Here is a 19592-nt window from a genome sequence, read left to right as displayed (position 1 = left end):
TTTACCAATCCATATTCATTGCATTTTCTATCTCACGGATTGAGTCGGCAATATATCTCTTTGTTGATTTTTCAGTTCTTATTCTTCGTCTGCATGTAGCAACAGATTTGCTATCAAATGCTACAGGTAAATTCTTTTTTATATACATCATGCCAAAACAAGTATTTGAAGTTTCCAAATATTCATCAAAATCATCAAAATGTTTAACGATATTCTCAATTGATATAAAGGTCTTGCCGGATTCGCTGAATTTAAAATTTTGTTTTGCCTGAGTCAAGGTAAATGGTATAGCACCCGTCCCTCTAATATGGACATAAAAGGAACTCCCGTTCTTATAATAGTCCCCGTGAGACGCAGGATTTCTAATCTGCTCTTTTATCTCATCAAGGATTTCCAAATATTTTAATGCACTCTTGTTGGTCTTATACTGCAGCACCGTCCTTAGCTTCGCCTTCCAGGTCAAGCCCATAAAATGATCCAGTTTTATTTCTTTGATCTTTATCTCTTTCACAAATGGCAGTAATAATATGGATATATGTTCCAGCAGACTGAAATACGCATCAATCATTGCCAGGAGATAATAAGTCTTCGCTGACGAATAGCGGGACATTAGATCAAAATGTGCCTGAAAAGATTCTCCGTCTTTAAAATTGGCTATCCCGGAGTCAGCCTTAAGTTCACTCAGCTTCTCTGTGTCATTTGTATTGCCATGAAGTGCTTTTTCCCTAAAGAACAAGTAGCGGTTCCTCATCTTGGTATATTTACTCTCAATTGTAACATCGCCCTGATTTACCTTTTCATGGATAATTGGATTGACTAGAGCTTCTGTAAAGGGAATCGCTTTATGGATTGCAGCCATAGCTTCAAGTGCGATGCTTTCGTAGTTTTCATTTTTCTGGTTAGCAGATATAGTGAAGCCGAATTTCTTGTGTGCAAGCACAAGCTGGACGCCCTTATAGAATATCGGGATTTCCCATAATATCTTTTCAAACATCCCAAGATTAGGATATCCCTTAATCACCTTGAACATTAAAAAGACGATAAAAGGATATCTGACTTTTAGTTCTTGGGGTAATTCCACATGATATCGTTCCAGCATCTTGCTTCCTGTGTTTTCGTATGGAATCCAAGTATCTTGGTATTGTAAATTTGGTTCGAAATCTCTTAATAAGTAATCAAAAGTTTTTTGAGTTTTTTCCATGTTCTGGCAATGTTGTTGTAGTCCGCGTTAACAGCTCGCAATTAAACTGATAATGTTGGCAGTGCGATCTTTTTAACTTTGCTTCTCAATAGTAAAAGATCTTTTTTTGAAATATTTTTTCCCTGATAATTATTCTTGCCATCATAAAGATCACCATTGCTTAAGTCCAGTTTCTGGCCCGTTTGTTCATTGTGCGCATGAGGATTTGAAGGAAACGGATCCTTGTCATATTTGTGGATAACCCATATTTCCCCTTTGCTCTTGATTGTCTGTTCGTCAAGCCTTTGAAGCGCACCTTCAGGCAGGATTGATTCGTCCAGTTCTACCGTTTCAGATTCGTCTGGTAATTTAAAATCATGATCCTTCAGTATTTCGAAAATCTTATCAGCTGTAAGATTGTGTGATGCGGTTTTGGTACTGTCTTCGGGACTATACCCATAATGTTCTGCCAGTGCCAGTTGGATGTCCAGGAACTTAAATTCATGTGAAAATTTTTTGTTAAGCAACAACATTGCTTTTTCAACTTCTTTGATAAATTGGTTAATTTGACTGCTCATAAATTAAAATGGTTAAGGTTTATTCTACCAGTTAAGGTTTATTCTACCAGTTCAGGTTTGAAATACTTATTAATAGATAGCAAATCTATGTCAAACAGTATAAAATATATTTCTGATCGATCACCAATAAAGGCAGCTTTCATTCGATGCTTGCCATCGGCAGGAAAAAGTGTATTATCGGGCAAATGGATTAACATGGGGGGTATTAGAGCGATACCGGAATTCCAATTTTCAACTATCTTGTCAAGTTTATCTTTATCCTGATGTTTCGAGTAGAGACTGTTTCCTGAAAAAATTGTGGCAAAGTGAGGATTTAGTACTTTTCTTAGATCGCCCCATGAAGATTTATAAATATGAAAGCCATTGTTTACATATTTGTCGTCTAGTTGGTTCGGCTGTTGCTTCAGATCTATATTTGAAAGGCGCTTGTGCCATATTGGTTTTTGTAGGAGCATGAATTTTTATTATTTAATTTTGATATACTAAGGAATTGTCTAACGTTTGGCAGCTAAATGCACAAAAAGCAATATTAAACTCGGCTCTTAGGAATTTAGATGTTTGGCAACTTCTCCTTTGTCAGTCAAAATTGATTTGTCATGTTCTTTCCAAAAAATATTTGTGGTTACATCAATTGCATCACAATAATTCTCGCCGTTGACAATAAGGGTTTTTAGTCCATTTCTGTACACAATCTGGGTGCTGCAGATTTTTGGAACCAGATATTTATCAACTGCCTCAGGGGTCAGCACTATATTCACGCCGAAATATTCCGTCTGGACGCTTGGGTAGGAAATACCGTTTACTTCGGGATGTAGCAGGGCAATATTTGTATAGGCTGCACTTATTTTGTAATCTTCTTGACTAGTTACTTTTTTGGAAAATTCTTCACTGATAAACTTCAGGAAGTCCAAATGAAAAATTAGCTCCTTTTCTTCCAGTCCGTGGCTTTTAAGCATTTCTTTCTGCTTATCAAAAGACCTTCTTATATCGGGATTATTATTCAAGGCAAATTCAGAAAAAACTACTTCAACGATCAGAAATTCCTCTTGGGTTTCCCATCTGCTCACTGTGTAGTATTTGCCTTCTGGACAATCCTTATTCTCCCGGAATATGTCAGATGTTTCAGCGATGGCGGTAAGTCTTTGTTTATCGATCAGCGAAGTTTCCAATGCGCCGTAAAACATAACCTGATGCGGACAGTTGGCACGCCCGAAAGAAGTAAGGTATTTGTCTATGACTTCCTTGTCTTTAATATATCCCAGATGGTCGATGTGTTCATAAAGAGCGCCCCCTTTATTCGGTCTTACGCGGTCAATATGCGCGTGTTTCCTAACTTTTGCCAAAGGAATTGGTATATACTGGATTCCGTTTTTCAGCAGATCATAAACCTGCTCATACGATACCGATGATAAGTCCTTTGCATATTCCTTTAATTTTTCAAATGCTTCATATTTGTCCATATGGGATTTTGTTGTATATCTTTTATTAGTATGGAAATTTATTTTTACAGGTGCGGCTCCCCCGCACTCCGCTGTATCTTTTGCAAAGGATGCCACTGCGGTCACTGCCGCAGATTTAGGAATCGATCAGTTTTCTTTTCAGTCTTTCAAACTCCTCTTCGTTAAGCACGCCTGTATTTTTAAGATCTACAAGTCTTTGCAGTTCCAATCCCACATCACTTGTTTGTGCTGGATTTTTATTGACAAAACTTTGATCTTTTTTATAATCCTGTACAAATTTGTTCAGGACAGATGAAAAGCCTGCAGCCTTTGCAAGATACGATTCGCTCAGCTGTGAGGTCATACCTTCAGTTCTACGGATGCTGATATGTGCAAAATTGAGATAATGTCCCATAAAACCGCTGGAAACGCTCGAATCATAGATGTCGAAAATTGGAATTTGGATGTGCGTCTTATTCCACGGCAGAAATCCTTTGGTCACACGAAGTTCACCTCCATTAAATGACCAGCGGACACTTGCGAGATTGAGCACGGTTAATATTTTTGATAAGGCGACAATGGAAGCAAACACCAGAAGGCTGATAGAAATCCACTTAGTCGTAACTCCGAAAGACAGATAAACAAAAAATAAAGCCACGAGAATTATAATTCCGGGTATTATATATACAGTCCAATGTTTTTTAATGGTAAGGTCAAGTCCAGTCATAGGCATGAATTTAGCATAAGTGGGTATGCAAATCATGCTGCAATTAAAAAATGGCTAGAAGATTGAGCTAAAGAGAATACCCACTATGTTGATTTGTAGTCTGAAAGATACAAAAACTTAACTAATTTAAAAATAGTAGTTTGGGTATTCTCTACTATTTCTTAGTGTAAAAATTTTTACCTTCTTTCTTTATTACCTTTAAAGTATTCTCCTTGGTAAGTCTGTTTAATATAACAGAAACATTTTTAGAAAGAAAATTTAATTTGTAATCTGCGTTCAATTTTTCAGTCACTTCTCGAGTTGACCTTTCCTCTTTAAAGTAATCCTTTTGTATATAAGTTTTGATTCTTTTTGTTAATCTTGACTTTTCTTGTCTATCAGGAGTTAGCGCATATCTTGGCTTTATTTCTAGTTCAATATCCAAAATTTCTTTTGGGTGAATCCCTATTGCAAAACATATTTGGATGAAGTATGAAATATATGTTTCAAGTCCATTCTCGATATTTGAAATTGTATTATATGTAAATCCCGTCATTGCAGCCAAATCTTCAATCTCAAGCTCCGCTTGGATTCTGCGAGCTTTTATCCTTTCACCTAAAGCTTTTAATAGCTTTTCATTTTTATATCTAGCCATATCCAAATTGACAAATTCATTAGACGACAAAAAATATCTTCAAATGAAATTTTGTAGTCATATATTTTTTTTTTATATTTGATTTTAATAGTTAAATTTGCGATACTTCATTTGAAAATATTTGAAGCATTCGCTTTGAATCTCGTTCACGAAAACTGGTAATTTTTAAACACGCGAGACGATAAGTGCCAATGCTCACGCCTTAAAGGGCGTGGGCTCACTTATTTGCGTGTGGGTATACCAGTACCTCGTGAGCGATAAGCTGAGTACCCGCGCCTCTTTTTTTTGGCTACAACTCAACTTCTCAAAGCTACTTCTCGATATTTAAAAAGATCGCAACAGTTTCTGTCTAACCTTTAACCGGTTTGCGTATGTTGTAGTTTCTTTATTTTCATTTTTAAGATGCCTGGCCCGTACTGGTATTCCAATTGAGTTAGTCGATGGAAGGGCTGGGTAATTTTACTATCAGCAGCGATATAATTTTCCCTGCAAAGCCGCAGGTTTTCAATCCATACAACAATCTATTGACTTATTAAAATAACCAAAAAACCAAATTATGCCTATGGTGAATTAATTAACAAGAAAAGCCTTCTAATGCGCGCGTGGAAACTTGCATAGAAGGCGAGAGAAAACCAAACTTTCGTTCAATTTTAATCCTATCTAAAATTATGAAAAATCTTTCATTAAACAAAGGCAGGCCTTCCTGTCTTTGCATTTTTATTTTTGTGCTGTTGCTTTCAAACCAAATTATTGCAAACGAACTAACGTTTCGAAGCTACACAAAGCAATCACAGCAGCAAATTACAGGTACCGTTTCTGATGCTCTGGGACCGCTCCCAAGTGTAACGGTCATGATCAAAGGTACTACCATTTCAACCGTAGCAGACGAAAAAGGAAATTTTTCAATTACGGCTAACTCTACGGACATACTTGTCTTTTCATTTATCGGATATGCCACAAAGGAAATCCTAATCGGAAATAAAATATCATTTAACATAGTATTAGTCGAAGACAGCACTCAACTTAAGGAGGTGACTATTAATGCGGGATATTATTCGGTAAAAGAGAAAGAGCGAACAGGAAGTATTGCCAGAATAACCGCAAAAGATATAGAAACGCAGCCAGTGACAAATGTGCTTGCCACAATGCAGGGAAGAATGGCTGGTGTGGAAATTATTCAGGACAGCGGAGCACCAGGAGGAGCTTTTCAAATAAAGATTAGGGGGATCAATAGTCTGCGTGCAGATGGTAACGAACCCTTATATATAATTGATGGTGTGCCTTTTTCAAGTGAAACCATCGGATCAAATCAAACATATAATGGTAATCCGTCTCTAACGAGTCCTTTAAATTCAATCAATCCCGGCGATATAGAGAGTATTGAAGTTCTAAAAGATGCAGATGCAACCGCAATATATGGATCGCGAGGAGCCAATGGGGTTGTGCTCATTACCACGAAAAAAGGACGTGGTGAGAAAACAACTTTTGCTGTTAATACATTTACCTCTTATGGAACTGTAACACGTATGCTAGATCTAATGAACACTCAACAATATTTGGCTATGCGTAGAGAAGCATTTGCTAATGATGGCTATACAGAGTTCCCCGAATATGCTTATGATGTGAACGGCACGTGGGATCAAAACCGCTATACGGATTGGCAGAAAGAACTGATTGGAGGAACATCAGAAATTCATAATTTGCAGGCATCAGTTTCAGGGGGTGGTTCAGCAACACAGTACTTACTAAGTGGAACTTACCGTACCGAAACTACGGTAATGCCAGGTGATTTTAATTATGGGAAAGGTTCTGTTCATTTTAGTATGAATCATAGGAGTGAAGACCAAAAATTTAAGTTACAATTTTCTTCTGGGTATACGTCACAAAAAAATAAGCAACCGACTGTTGACTTAGCATCAATCTCACGAACACTCGCTCCGAATGCCCCAGCTTTGTATACCTCTGATGGAGAATTAAATTGGGAAAATAGTACTTGGACTAATCCACTAGGTGTACTAAAAGGCGAATTTATTGCTAAAATAAATACTCTCAATGCGAATGCTGTTTTGTCGTATAATTTTCTGCCAGAACTTCAATTTAAAACAAATCTTGGGTTTACAGATCTTTCAAATAATGAAAGTAAGACAGAACCTTCAACTATGTATGATCCGGCTTACGGATTAACAAGTCATGATTCTGCGCTTTACAACAGTTTAACCGATCGTCAATCGTGGATCATTGAACCGCAATTAAATTATAGATTGACTTTAGGTAATAGTCAATTTGATGCGTTGGTGGGCGGTACTTTTCAGAATCAGATTACAAGTAGAATGTATCAGCTAGGTTCTGACTTTTCAAGCAATGCTTTAATACACGACATGACATCAGCTGCTTTGACTAGTGTTGCTTTAAGTGATGAAACTGTATATAGATATCAGGCTTTTTTTGCCCGCATAAATTATAATTTGAATAAAAGATATATAATTAACGTAACTGGTAGACGAGATGGCTCAAGTAGGTTTGGACCAGGGAGGCAATTTGCAAACTTTGGAGCTATCGGAGCTGCTTGGATTTTTTCTTCGGCATCTTTCTTGACAAACAATAAAATACTAAGTTTTGGTAAACTACGGGCAAGCTATGGAGTTACTGGAAACGATCAGATTGGCGATTATCAATTTTTAGATACCTATACGTCCAGTGGCGGAAACTATCAGGGTGTAAATGGGTTACAGCCATCAAGATTATATAATCCTGCATTTGGTTGGGAATCTAACAAAAAATTTGAAATTGCCTTAGAAACTGGTTTCTTAAATGATCGTTTATATCTAACCAGTAGCTATTATTTAAATCGTTCATCAGATCAGTTGGTAGGAATACCCTTGCCAGCAACTACGGGATTCCCTTCGTTAACCGCCAATCTTGGGGCAACCGTACAAAACAGTGGACTTGAAGTCACCCTCCGAACTATAAATTTTCAAGGCAAAGATTTTTCATGGATCACCAATATAAATATATCTGCTAACAGAAATAAATTGATTGCTTTTCCAGGTCTAGCTACCTCCACTTATAGAAACAGATATGTTATCGGACAATCAATAAATATTAGAAAAGTCTACAATTATTTGGGTATGAATACTAATACCGGCATCTACGAATTCGCAGATGCTAACGGTGATGGTGTTGTTACAGCCTCAAATGATTTAACAGAGATAGCAGATTTGACCCCAAAGTATTTTGGTGGTTTTCAAAATCAAATTACATATAAAGGGCTTCAGTTGGATTTCCTTTTCCAATTTGTCAAACAGAAGAATTTCGGATATTATCCTAGCAGCCCAGGAGATTTTGGAAATCAACTAAGCAATGTAACACAACATTGGCAACAACCAGGGGATCAAGCTCCTTACCAACCTTATACAAGTGGAGACAATAGTGATGTTGTAGGAGCATATTTTAAATATAGTAATAGTGATGCAGCAATTATTGATGCTTCATATATAAGATTGAAGAACATTTCACTAATGTACGATCTACCACTGCCAACCTTAAATAAGTTAAAGTGCAAACTATTTATACAGGGGCAAAATCTGCTGACTTTTACCTCTTATAATAACGGAGATCCAGAATTAGCTTATGCAGCATATCTACCACCTTTAAAACTTTATACCGCCGGTATACAATTAACATTTTAAATTCCGATATATGAAAAAGTTAAAAATCATACTGTACAGTGCAATATTCCTTTCTTTAATAGGATGCGACAGTTTTGTCGAAGTCGATTCGCCTGCATCGCAATTACCCGGTAATATAGTATATTCGGATGTGAATACTGTTAATGCTGCGATGGCTGACGTGTACGCCAAGCTTAGAGACAGCGGTATACTGAATGGACAAGGGCTAGGTCTATCCTACACACTTGGATTATATGCCGATGAGCTTACTTATTATGCCACAACACCAAATTCGGAATTTAACAATACAATGTTGGGAACTAGCCCAACATCAGCTTCTATTTGGACTAATAGTTATAGACAAGTTTATGGAGCCAATGCCGTATTAGAAGGGATAGGCAATTCCGCTTCATTACCATCAGAAGTACGCAATCAATTTAGGGGCGAGGCGTTATTCGTTCGAGCTATTATTCATTTTTATCTTGTAAATCTATATGGCAACATTCCCTACGTAACGACCACAGATTACACAGTCAACAGAATGGTGTCAAGAATGTCTGTTGAATCTGTCTATGAAAACATTATTAGTGATCTCGATGAGGCCGCAATACTTTTGCCAGAAGCTTATATTACTGATGAAAGAGTACGTCCAAATAAAGCTGCCGCACATGCATTACTTGCAAGGGTCTATTTGTATCATGGTAATTGGCAGCAAGCTGCAAATGAAGCTTCTATAGTAATAGACAACCCTGAATATAGCTGGGATACTAATCTTGATAATATCTTTCTGAGAGAAAGCTCAACGACTATTTGGCAATTTAAACCTAAACTAGAAGGCTTAAACACTAATGAAGGATCAATCTTTATTTTTTTAACGGGACCACCTCCTTCTGTTGGTTTATCCCCTTCTTTTGTTCAGTCCTTTGAAAATGGTGATAATAGAAGAACACACTGGATTAAGGAAGTTACTAATGGAGCTAATATATGGTATCATACGTACAAATATAAACAACGATCTAACACAGGGACTTCACAAGAATACTCTATAGTATTGAGACTTGCTGAACAGTACTTAATTAGAGCTGAAGCAAGAGCAATGCAAGGTGAAATTCCGGGAGCAAAGGATGACCTGAACAGAATACGTAACAGAGCGGGACTAGCCGATACCCAAGCAACAACACAGGTTGAAATTATCAGCGCCTTGTTAGAAGAACGAAAACATGAATTATTTACTGAATTTGGGCATCGTTTTTTTGATTTAAAAAGAACAGGACATCTTGATGATGTCTTGTCATTAACTAAGCCAGGGTGGGATCATAACGATATGTTATGGCCACTACCAGATGGTGAGCTTCTACTGAACCCGAATCTTCAACCTCAAAATCCAGGGTACTAATGGTAAATGCTTATAAACACTATTCGATATACCTTTATAGTGTGATTACTATGTCTATTCTTGGATTATTACCTTGTCCCGCCATGGCTCAGGTATTGTCAAAAAGAATGGTAACCGAAAGTGATTATCACCTTTGGAGTACCTTGCGTCCAGAGAAAATATCTGACGAAGGTAAGTGGGTTAGTTTCAGTAAAACCTATGAATCCGAAACAGACACATTATTTGTTAAACATACACATAAAGATATTAATTATGTCTGCCCAAATGCAAAATCAGGCATTTTTGGAAGTGAACATTCATTTGCGTACCTCAGAAGTGATACACTTGTCGTACTTGATTTAGTAAAGGGAAATAGAAGATTCATAAATTTTGTAAATCAGTTTGATTTTTCATGGGATGCAGAATATTTAATTATTTCGCAGAAAAACAATGGAGACGGTTCTAATTTAACCATTTATGATAAAGACGGTAAAATTTCACGAATTGTAAAAGACGTGATAACATATAAATTTGATCCCAATAAAAAAAGTATAGTCTATGTTACAAGGCAAATGGGGCTCAATGCTGTATTGAGAATTGATTTTAAAAACAATTTGAATTCTTACGTTATTGCAAAGGATTTGACAGGATCTGTTACAACTCTTACATGGAATGCTACAGCTCTTGCACTAGCGTTTTACGTTAGGCGGAATGATTCTGAAAGAGATGAGGACATGCTTTATTACTATCATTTAAAATCTAAGGAGCTTCATTTTATAGGTAATTGCAAAGAAGCTAATTTATCTAAAGTTAATGCTAGTAGCAATGTAAGGTTATCCATTTCTGATGACGGAAAGAGAGTTTTTTTCGGAATGTCGACAACTATGGTAAAGAAGACAATTAATGGAAAGGTTGAAATCTGGAATACTAATGATAAAAGTCTATATACTCCGAGAACGGAAAGTCCACAAGATTATTTTCAATCAGTAGGCATCTGGTGGCCTGAGAATAATTTTACTTTCCCAATTAATTCACAAGATGTATCATGGATTGCCCTCACTGGCGATCAGCAATATGCTTTGATAGCAGATCGTTTACAATATGAGCCACAATATAAATGGATAGCTGATATGGACTATTATTTAGTCGATCTAAAATCAGGAAATAGAAAGCTGTTTCTGGATAAGCATAGTGGCTATGCTAATAATCTAAGTTATTCTCCCGATGGGAGATATATAGCTTATTATCGAAATAATGATTGGTGGATTTATAATATATTAAATGAAACTAGATACAAACTCACTTCTCTCGTTGAAACTCAATGGGATAGTCAATCGGCTGATCCTGGTAATGAGGTACAAGTCTGGGGTATAGCAGGATGGAGCACTGATGGAAAATCACTTTTGCTCTATGATAGTTACGATATCTGGATTGCTTCTATTAACAGCTTACAATGTCACAGATTGACTTATGGAAAAGAGGAAGGGATAAAGTACAGGTTAGATAGTGCTTGTGCCACAAATAATATTAGCTCTAATTACTCAAGCATAACTGCCGCCAGCTTCGATCTAACCAAGTCCTTAATTGTAAAAGGCATTGAAACAGCTACCGCAAATTCAGGATATTACATTCTTAAATTAAAAAAAGGTATTGAAAAATTTACTTCAAATGATTGTGCAATAAAAAATTTACTTTCATCAAAGAATAACAAAACCGTTGTCTATCTGCAACAAACGTTTAATAATTCTCCCGCATTGATTTTTAGAGACAAACAAAATTCAAAAAATACTATTCTTGCACTGAGTAATGTACATCAAAAAAACTTTCAGTGGGGACAATCTAAAATGATTCATTTTGAAAATAAAAAAAAGAAAACTTTAAATGCTTCATTATTCTATCCAGCAGGCTATAGTCCTGAAAAAAAATACCCAATGATTGTTTATATTTATTCCACTGTATCCGAAGCTAAAAATGAATATGTAAATCCGTCATTACACAATGTAATGGGATTTAATATTAGCAACTTAACTTCCAAAGGTTATTTTGTCTTGTTGCCAGATATTGCATATGAGATTGGAAATACGGGAATTTCAGCATATGAATGCGTGTCCTCTGCGGTCGAAAAGGTGTTATCTATAGGATTAGTTGATAAAAAAAGAGTCGGGTTAATTGGACATTCGTTTGGCGGCTATGAGGTCAACTTTATAATTACTCAAACGGGAATATTTGCAACAGCCGTTAGTGGCTCAGCCGTGTCTGACAATATAAGTCATTATTTTACTATAAATACCAATAACAATATGGGAGAATCTTGGCGATACGAAAATCAACAATACAGAATGGGCAAATCCTTTTATCATGATAAAGAGGCTTATTTCAAAAACAGCCCAATATTTCATGCGGACAATATTGGAACGCCAATATTAACATGGCAGGGCGCACTAGATGAAAATGTCCAGCCAACTCAGGGAAAAGAATTTTTTTTGGCACTCAGAAGATTAGGAAAAAAAAATGTTATGCTTGTTTATCCAGATGACGGACACATTCTTTCCAAAAGTGATAATCAAGAAGATTTGACAAGAAAAATTGAGGATTGGTTTGGATACTATCTTAAGGATGAATGTCCAAAACCTTGGATGAATGTCAATCTTTAAGACTGTTAAAGACATGCTGTTTTCGTCGGAAAACAGCATGTCTCTTTTTTTACTACTGTGGATTTTGCCATAGCTCGGTAGCACATCTGTCCAAGCTGTTTTTCAAATAGGCGCGTTTTGCCGGCTGTTCGATTGACATACAATTAACGTGAGTGTTTGTTGTAGAACAATCCGCGGTTACGTCCAAACAGGAAGTTGATGATGGATTTTGAATAAACGCAGGAATGATAACTCCGCTTGTCGATTTGACCTTGTTTACTTTAGCAGAATTACTACTAACTGCTCCTGCACTTGCAAGTGCAAATGCCATTACTGGCAACAGAATTTTTACTGATGTTTTCATAATAAAAAAATTTAAATTAAAAAAAATGATCTACTCTTTTACAGGTTTTCGATCTCACTCCTGTTTATATTTGTTTTTTTTCTCGCCGTTAATTAATTGTTTATTTAATTTATAACGGTGCATATAATGTCCTACAATGGTGTAAAGATTTGATCCCACAATAATAATATCGTTTACTTTTGATTTTTCAACATTATAGAGGTAGATGCTTGACAAGTATTTCCCATTATTCAGGTCATATATATCGACAATTGAAGCAGTTTCCCACATGTCGACTGCTTCGTAACGTCCCATTAGTCTTGAATTAACAAATAGAAGATTCCCCGAGATTGCACTTAAATTGTTAACTATATTTGGAGTTGAAGCGAGTTTCCTTTCTCCTGTTTCTTTTATAAATGCAACCTTAATATTTGCATGGGAAGTTGTATCAATAGTCTTACCACGATATAATAGATTTAAGTACTGATCGGTTACAATAAATTGATTTCTATAGAAATAAGTATAGACAAACTTTTTAGTCTCATTATCGTAATGCATAGTTCCATCAGTATCAAAAAAGCCATCAATTTGCTTTTGTAATAAATTTGGAGCTGGATTGTCAAAACGGTCAGAATTTATATGAAAAGTTCCTAAAATATTATCAAGGTCCGTTGGATTACGTTTTCGGTATACCAATGATAAAGAATCTATAATTTCGATTTTTGAGAAATACGGTATTTGTGGTGTATTTGAGACTATGGATGCTTTCCAATCAGAAATATTACCTTTGTATATTACGGGGACAGTTCCATCGGTCAAATAAAAATTTGGTTCCATAATCCTTACCTGAACAGAGCGAAAAGGAAAATCATCACGCGAAAGTTTTATTTTAAAATGATTAATAGGTTTTAGCACAGAATCATAAGCGAGTATATGCAAAGGGGCTTTATTATCTCCTAGTAAAATATCGCTTCCAGAATATCCGGCAAAATATAAATGATTGCTTTTTATGTCTTGTTCTTCTTCTTTAATAGCTGTTCCTTGAACATATCTTCTAATGAATGGATTCTCATTATGCATTGCATGTTCAGAATAAATATACAAGACACAGATAGTTGCAACACTTATGAGCGCAATTAAACCTAAAATAAATACCGGCGATTGTAATCGCAAATATCCACGCATTTTATTAAAAGAATATTGAGGAAATTCTGTATGTGTGCGTTGTGAGTCTATTTGAAAAAAAACAGCTATTATTGAAAAGATAGTAAAACAAATATTAAACACTAGGTGCCCCTTCCACTCCATGTTTTGCAAAATACCACCGCAAGAACAAGGAACATAATAGCTATAATTTGTAATAATTAAAATATATGCCGTAAACATAACCATTAAACTGAATGCCCCAAATAGTCCTATTAACCTAGTCTTAGGTATTGAAAGTAATAATGCGATTATTATCTCAAGTATTATTACTGCGAAAGAAATAAATCCTGTATAGGCACTCAATAACGGAGATTGCCCTAATTGTGCTTGAAAATTTTTGAAATCTAAAAGTTTGCTTACTGCTGCATATATAAATAGTGCAATCAATAGGAAGCAAATTATTTCAACAATTATTTTTTTTAATGATATAGATAGTCTCATATTCTTCCATTTTAGTTAATGGCAATTTTGGATTAAATAAGTTTATCGCAATCCAGAATTCAACATGCTGTTATTTAATATTTTAACAGTGCTAAATTATTTGTATTATCGGAAAGGATTGATGTAAAAAACGATCCAAAATTTGTAAAAAACGATCCATTTTACTTATTTCATAAAAAAAAGGCCGACATATGTCAGCCTTTTTCTAAATATTGTAATGTCATTTTCGTTCTAACCTGCGAATGCCATTCTTTAATTCTATAAACATTTCTTCCACGCTACCTGGAATAACGTTTTGCCGCTTAGTGTCCTTTTTTCCCAAGTTACATTTGAATTCCCATATCTGTTCAATTTCAGATGTCTCGACTTCATAAGCTGAGTAAAAGGACTCATCAGATTCCAATAGAAGGACATTATTTTTATCCTTACCCAATCTTTTGTAGACTATACCCTCGCTATTTGTAATGATTATATATGTTCTGCCGGCTTTTAACTCATTCAGACTTTCAACATATCTGCCAACAATAACATCCCCGTCCTCATGCGGAGGCATAGAATCTCCTTCAACTGTAAATCCCCTGTGAAGACCGGGTCCCAAAAAAGGGAGTGATATTCGCGGCAGGCTTTCGATATATTCAGAATCTGAATATCCATTCATATAACCGGCCTTTGCTTTCTGAGTGACAATTTCAATAAAATTTTCCCCATCATTGCCGACCATAACGGGAAGCAGCAGCCTGTTATTTTCAAGTTTGACCAGATCATCCATTTTAATTTTCCGAACATCTGCGCAGAGCAGGATGTCGATACTGACCTCGTAATACTGTGATATCCTCTTTAATATTTCATATGGAGCTTCAGAAGTTCCATCTTCGTACTTCACATACCGCCCTCGCGTTATTAGAAGGGTTTCAGCGAGCTTTTCTTGGGAAATTTTCTTTTTTAACCTTAGACTCCTAATGTTATCGGAAAATAAAGACATAGTGCTTTTGTTATGATTTGTAACAGCAAATATAAATAATTTTGTTACAATCTGTGCTAATTTTGTCAGGTACAAAAATGAAGGATATGGGAAGAGCAATTGTGCACATGGATCTGGACACATTCTTTGTGTCCTGCGAAAGGCTGACTAATTCTGGTTTGAATGGCATACCACTAATTATCGGGGGTGGTGAAAGAGGTGTTGTTGCATCATGTTCCTATGAAGCGCGAACCTTCGGCGTGCGTTCGGCAATGCCAATTAAGATGGCATTGCGGCTTTGCCCACAGGCAAAAGTAATGAAAGGTGATATGGAATTATACTCCAAATTATCCCATGCTGTAACCGAAGTTATCGAAGAAAAAGCACCCGTCATGGAGAAGGCCAGCATCGATGAATTTTATTTGGACATTACCGGCATGGATAAATTCTACGGTTCCTATACCTGGACCAATGAACTTGCCCAATCCGTTACAAAGGAGACGGGATTGCCTATCAGTTTCTCTTTATCGGTTAACAAGACAGTATCTAAAATTGCTACAGGTGAAGGTAAACCCAAGGGGAACCTTGAGATCCCTGAACATATGGTGAAGCCTTTTCTGAATCCACTATCCATAAAAAAAATACCGATGGTAGGCGATGCAACTTTTCAGTTATTATCCCGAATCGGTGTCAGAAATATCAAGACACTTTCAGAAATGCCTGCGGAGGTTCTTCAGCAGATGATTGGCAAGAACGGTATCGAATTATGGAAAAAAGCGAATGGTATAGATAATGCGCCTGTCGAGCCATACACTGAACGCAAATCAATTTCTACAGAACATACCTTTTCACAGGATACTATAGATATTGAAAAACTCAAAAGGCTACTTCAAGGTATGGTGGAGAAATTGGCTTTTCAGCTCCGTTCAGAAGGCTGGCTTACTTCAACGGTAGTAATCAAGATTCGCTACGCCAATTTTGATACCGAAACCAAACAATGCCGCGTACAATATACTTCTGCCGATCATATCCTGATAAAAAATGTGACAGATTTGTTCAATAAACTCTACCAGCGCAGAATGAGGCTAAGACTTATAGGAATCCGGTTCAGTAGCCTTGTAAGGGGAACATACCAAATCAATATGTTTGAAGACACGGAAGAAATGCTTTCCCTATATCAAGCAATGGACAGAATGAAGACCCGCTACGGTTTTGATGCAGTAATGCGGGGAGGCGGGGCGACATTAAAGCCCAACAATAAGGATGAAATATTAAAAAGAAAAAAATAAGCCATGTATCTTAACTGCCATTCATTTCACAGTCTCCGTTACGGGACCATCTCAGTAGAAGAACTGGTTCTGCAGGGTGCTAAGTGTAAAACCCAAGTGATGGCGCTCACTGATATTAATACAGTTACAGGTATTTATGATTTTATTAAATTATGCAAGAATGTGTCTATAAAACCATTGGTTGGAATTGAATTCCGATGCAATCACACGCTTCGTTATATTGGATTAGCCATGAACCGGGAGGGATTAGGAGAGATGAACCGTTTTCTGACAAAGCATAATTTTGAGAGCTCTCCGCTTCCAGATCGTGCTCCTGTTTTTAAGAATGTTATCATAATTTATCCTGCCTGTAATGCCCCAGACAGTCTACAGGAAAACGAGTATATTGGAATAAAACCCGATGAGCTCCTTCTGCTATATAAAGAAAAATGGCAGAACAGGTTAAACAAAATGATAATACTTTATCCGGTCACAATAAGCAGTAAAAAAGAACATAATCTGCATAAGATATTACGTGCCGTCGATCTGAATATTTTAGGCTCAAAATTAACCAAAGAGGATTATTGCAAAGATTCCGAATCGATGCAGCCACTTGCAGAATTACTCGAAAAATACAAGTTACATCCGGCCATCATCCAAAATACTCAAATAATTATTGACCGCTTTAATTTCGAATATGAATTCGGAATACCTCGCAATAGGAAATATTATACCAAAAGCCGGAATGAAGATATGAATCTCCTCCGGCAACTGGCTCAGCAGGGCATGGTCAAAAAATACGGGGCTGATAATATTACCGCAAAGCAGCGCGTGGAAAAAGAATTGAAAGTCATTGAAGAATTGGAGTTCAGCGGTTATTTTCTTATAACATGGGATATAATAAGATACAGCAACAGCATGGGATTCATGCATATTGGTCGTGGCAGCGGTGCCAACAGTATAATTGCATACTGTCTTGGTATTACAGATATATGTCCTATTGAACTGGATTTATACTTTGAACGTTTCTTAAATGTAAACCGTAAAAGTCCTCCGGATTTTGATATTGACTGGTCATGGAAAGAACGCGACATCATATTGGATTATATTTTCAGCCGTTACGGAGCAGATCACGTCGCCTTCTGCGGAACAAATGTCGAGTTTAAATACCGGTCAATATTCAGGGAAGTTGGAAAAGTATTCGGACTGCCAAAAGAAGAACTTGATGCCCTGGCTAAAAACCCAATGGAGCTTCACGATACTAACAAGGTTGTGAAACAAGTACAGGAATATGGTATGATGCTCGAAAAATATCCTAATCAGAGAAGTATGCATTCATGCGGGATATTGATTTCTGAGGAACCTATTACCAATTATACGGTTTTGGAAATGCCACCGAAAGGATTCCCTATCGCCCTTTTTGATATGCATATTGCCGAAGATATCGGATTCGAAAAATTTGATATTCTCAGCCAGCGAGGGATCGGTCATATTGATGACAGTGTTAAATTGATACGCAGGAATCGTGGGATCAACATTGATATAAGGGACACTGCACTTTCCAAGGATGAAATGAATTCGAATAAATATTTAGGTCAAGGAAAAACGATTGGATGTTTTTATATTGAAAGCCCTGCAATGCGCGGTCTTTTGAGAAGGCTCAAATGCAATAATTACAAAACGCTGGTAGCCGCATCGTCTATTATCCGACCAGGTGTTGCGCAGTCAGGTATGATGAAAGAGTATATTTTCAGGCATAACAATCCAAACCAATTTGAATATTTCCATGAAGTATTTGAGCAGCAGCTCGGGGAGACTTATGGCATAATGGTATATCAGGAAGATGTTATAAAGATAGCGCTGCACTATGGCGGGCTTCCGGCAGCTGACGGTGATATATTGCGCCGTGCAATGAGTGGCAAAGGCAGGTCAAAAGCAGCCCTTCAAAAAGTTAAAGATAATTTTTTTGAATGCTGCAGGAAACAGGGGCATCCTATGGAGCTCAGTCAGGAAATCTATCGGCAGATTGAATCATTTGCCGGATATTCTTTCTGCAAGGCCCATTCAGCATCTTATGCGGTAGAGAGTTATCAAAGTTTGTATCTTAAAGTACATTACCCAATTGAGTTCATGGTTGCTGTTATCAATAATCAGGGAGGCTTTTACAGAACTGAAGTATATGTTCATGAGGCACGTATGTCTGGTGCGATTATACATAATCCCTGCGTAAACAAAAGCGAATATGAATCTACTCTTTATGGCATTGACGTTTACCTCGGACTCATGCATCTTGAAGGACTTGAAACTAAAACAGCAGAGCACATAGTTATAGAACGTCAGTCACAGGGAGCATACAAATCGCTTGAAGATTTTATAAACCGGATTCCAATTGGCATAGAAGGCATTCAGATACTGATCTTTATCGGAGCATTCCGTTTCACTGGAAAAACAAAGAACCAGCTTTTAGTCATTGCAAGGCTTATACTGGTTAATTTTAAACCTGAGAACCGCGGGCTGACACTGCTGCAGGAACCAGTAAAGGAATATAGCCTGCCTGTTCTGGAACGTTCAGGATTCGAGGATGCTTTCGATGAGATTGAACTGCTCAGCTTTCCGGTTTCCTGTTCCCCGTTTGATCTGCTACAAACCAGATTCCGAGGCGATGTCATGGCAAAAGACTTATTGAAATACCACAAAAAAACGGTGAAAATGCTTGCCTATCTGATTTCCAGAAAACATGTTCCAACTAAGATGGGTGCTATGTACTTCGGTACGTGGATTGATGCCGAAGGAGAATTGTTCGATACTGCTCACTTTACAGGAAGCCTTAAAGAGTATCCTTTTCAGGGCGGAGGCTGTTATCTGCTCTTGGGAACCGTTGAGGTCGATTATCATTTCCCTACAATTACAGTAACCAAAATGGCCAAAATGCCTTTTATCCCGGATCCACGCTATTCCCAAAGCAGTGAGAAGCAGTATGACGTTCATCAGAATATTCAAGAAGATGTAAGTATGACCCATAGGGCTCCATATCCACAAGAGCATGAGATAGGTCTGCCACGGCATAAAATGCAATGAGTTGAGTATTAAGTGCTAAAATTTATTACGAAAGCCAAAAAAGTACTACGTAAAAATACGT

14 protein-coding genes are annotated in these 19592 nt (G+C 36.9%); 5 read left to right on the top strand and 9 right to left on the bottom strand.

Translation table 11 applies throughout. The features are described 5' to 3' along the window. Window position 1 precedes the first annotated feature (1 nt). The 6 genes from K6T82_RS18230 to K6T82_RS18205 form a co-directional block, all read right to left on the bottom strand. Entirely contained in the window at window positions 2–1201 is a 1200-nt protein-coding gene (locus K6T82_RS18230) for a hypothetical protein (RefSeq protein WP_223708833.1), read from the bottom strand. 41 nt (window positions 1202–1242) lie between these two features. Next, window positions 1243–1758, bottom strand: a complete 516-nt coding sequence (locus K6T82_RS18225; RefSeq protein WP_223708831.1) for a hypothetical protein — start codon at window positions 1756–1758, stop codon at window positions 1243–1245. A gap of 38 nt (window positions 1759–1796) precedes the next feature. Next, on the bottom strand, window positions 1797–2213 hold the full coding sequence (locus tag K6T82_RS18220) for a hypothetical protein (RefSeq protein WP_223708829.1): 417 nt from the start codon (window positions 2211–2213) through the stop codon (window positions 1797–1799). Between the two features lie 87 nt (window positions 2214–2300). Next, complete coding sequence (locus K6T82_RS18215; protein WP_223708827.1) at window positions 2301–3323, bottom strand: hypothetical protein; 1023 nt, start codon at window positions 3321–3323, stop codon at window positions 2301–2303. A 10-nt stretch (window positions 3324–3333) separates the two neighbouring features. Next, the gene (locus K6T82_RS18210; RefSeq protein WP_223708824.1) at window positions 3334–3750 is read right to left on the bottom strand and encodes an SHOCT domain-containing protein; all 417 of its coding nucleotides are present in this window, start codon (window positions 3748–3750) and stop codon (window positions 3334–3336) included. Window positions 3751–4078: 328 nt separating this feature from the next. Continuing rightward, on the bottom strand, window positions 4079–4558 hold the full coding sequence (locus K6T82_RS18205) for a helix-turn-helix domain-containing protein (RefSeq protein ID WP_223708822.1): 480 nt from the start codon (window positions 4556–4558) through the stop codon (window positions 4079–4081). 668 nt (window positions 4559–5226) lie between these two features. On the opposite strand from K6T82_RS18205, the gene K6T82_RS18200 reads away from it, so the two are divergent. Genes K6T82_RS18200 through K6T82_RS18190 form a run of 3 tightly spaced genes read left to right on the top strand, consistent with a single transcriptional unit; the run spans window position 5227 to window position 12255 of the window. Continuing rightward, window positions 5227–8247 (top strand): SusC/RagA family TonB-linked outer membrane protein, encoded by a 3021-nt coding sequence (locus K6T82_RS18200; protein WP_223708820.1) that lies wholly within the window; start codon window positions 5227–5229, stop codon window positions 8245–8247. A 10-nt stretch (window positions 8248–8257) separates the two neighbouring features. Next, window positions 8258–9622 (top strand): RagB/SusD family nutrient uptake outer membrane protein, encoded by a 1365-nt coding sequence (locus tag K6T82_RS18195; RefSeq protein ID WP_223708797.1) that lies wholly within the window; start codon window positions 8258–8260, stop codon window positions 9620–9622. 50 nt (window positions 9623–9672) lie between these two features. Beyond that, entirely contained in the window at window positions 9673–12255 is a 2583-nt protein-coding gene (locus K6T82_RS18190) for a prolyl oligopeptidase family serine peptidase (protein ID WP_223708795.1), read from the top strand. A gap of 52 nt (window positions 12256–12307) precedes the next feature. Here the strand turns inward: K6T82_RS18190 and K6T82_RS18185 are convergent, their stop codons facing one another. The 3 genes from K6T82_RS18185 to K6T82_RS18175 all read right to left on the bottom strand — a co-directional run bounded on the left by K6T82_RS18185 (window position 12308) and on the right by K6T82_RS18175 (window position 15206). After that, entirely contained in the window at window positions 12308–12565 is a 258-nt protein-coding gene (locus K6T82_RS18185; RefSeq protein ID WP_338083352.1) for a hypothetical protein, read from the bottom strand. Between the two features lie 87 nt (window positions 12566–12652). After that, complete coding sequence (locus tag K6T82_RS18180; protein WP_223708791.1) at window positions 12653–14224, bottom strand: MauE/DoxX family redox-associated membrane protein; 1572 nt, start codon at window positions 14222–14224, stop codon at window positions 12653–12655. A gap of 220 nt (window positions 14225–14444) precedes the next feature. Further along, a complete protein-coding gene (locus tag K6T82_RS18175; protein WP_223708789.1) occupies window positions 14445–15206 on the bottom strand; it encodes an XRE family transcriptional regulator in 762 nt (253 codons plus the stop codon). Window positions 15207–15292: 86 nt separating this feature from the next. Here K6T82_RS18175 and dinB point away from each other — a divergent pair, with 86 nt between their 5' ends. Then, a complete protein-coding gene (dinB, locus tag K6T82_RS18170; RefSeq protein ID WP_223708780.1) occupies window positions 15293–16474 on the top strand; it encodes a DNA polymerase IV in 1182 nt (393 codons plus the stop codon). Between the two features lie 3 nt (window positions 16475–16477). Beyond that, window positions 16478–19531 (top strand): DNA polymerase III subunit alpha, encoded by a 3054-nt coding sequence (locus K6T82_RS18165; RefSeq protein WP_223708771.1) that lies wholly within the window; start codon window positions 16478–16480, stop codon window positions 19529–19531. The last annotated feature ends 61 nt before the right edge of the window (window positions 19532–19592 follow it).

The organism is Flavobacterium potami (genome assembly GCF_020026915.1).
Classification (GTDB): domain Bacteria; phylum Bacteroidota; class Bacteroidia; order Flavobacteriales; family Flavobacteriaceae; genus Flavobacterium; species Flavobacterium potami.
The sequence above is the reverse complement of the archived record's forward strand: the minus strand, read 5'-3'. Positions and strand labels throughout refer to the sequence as shown.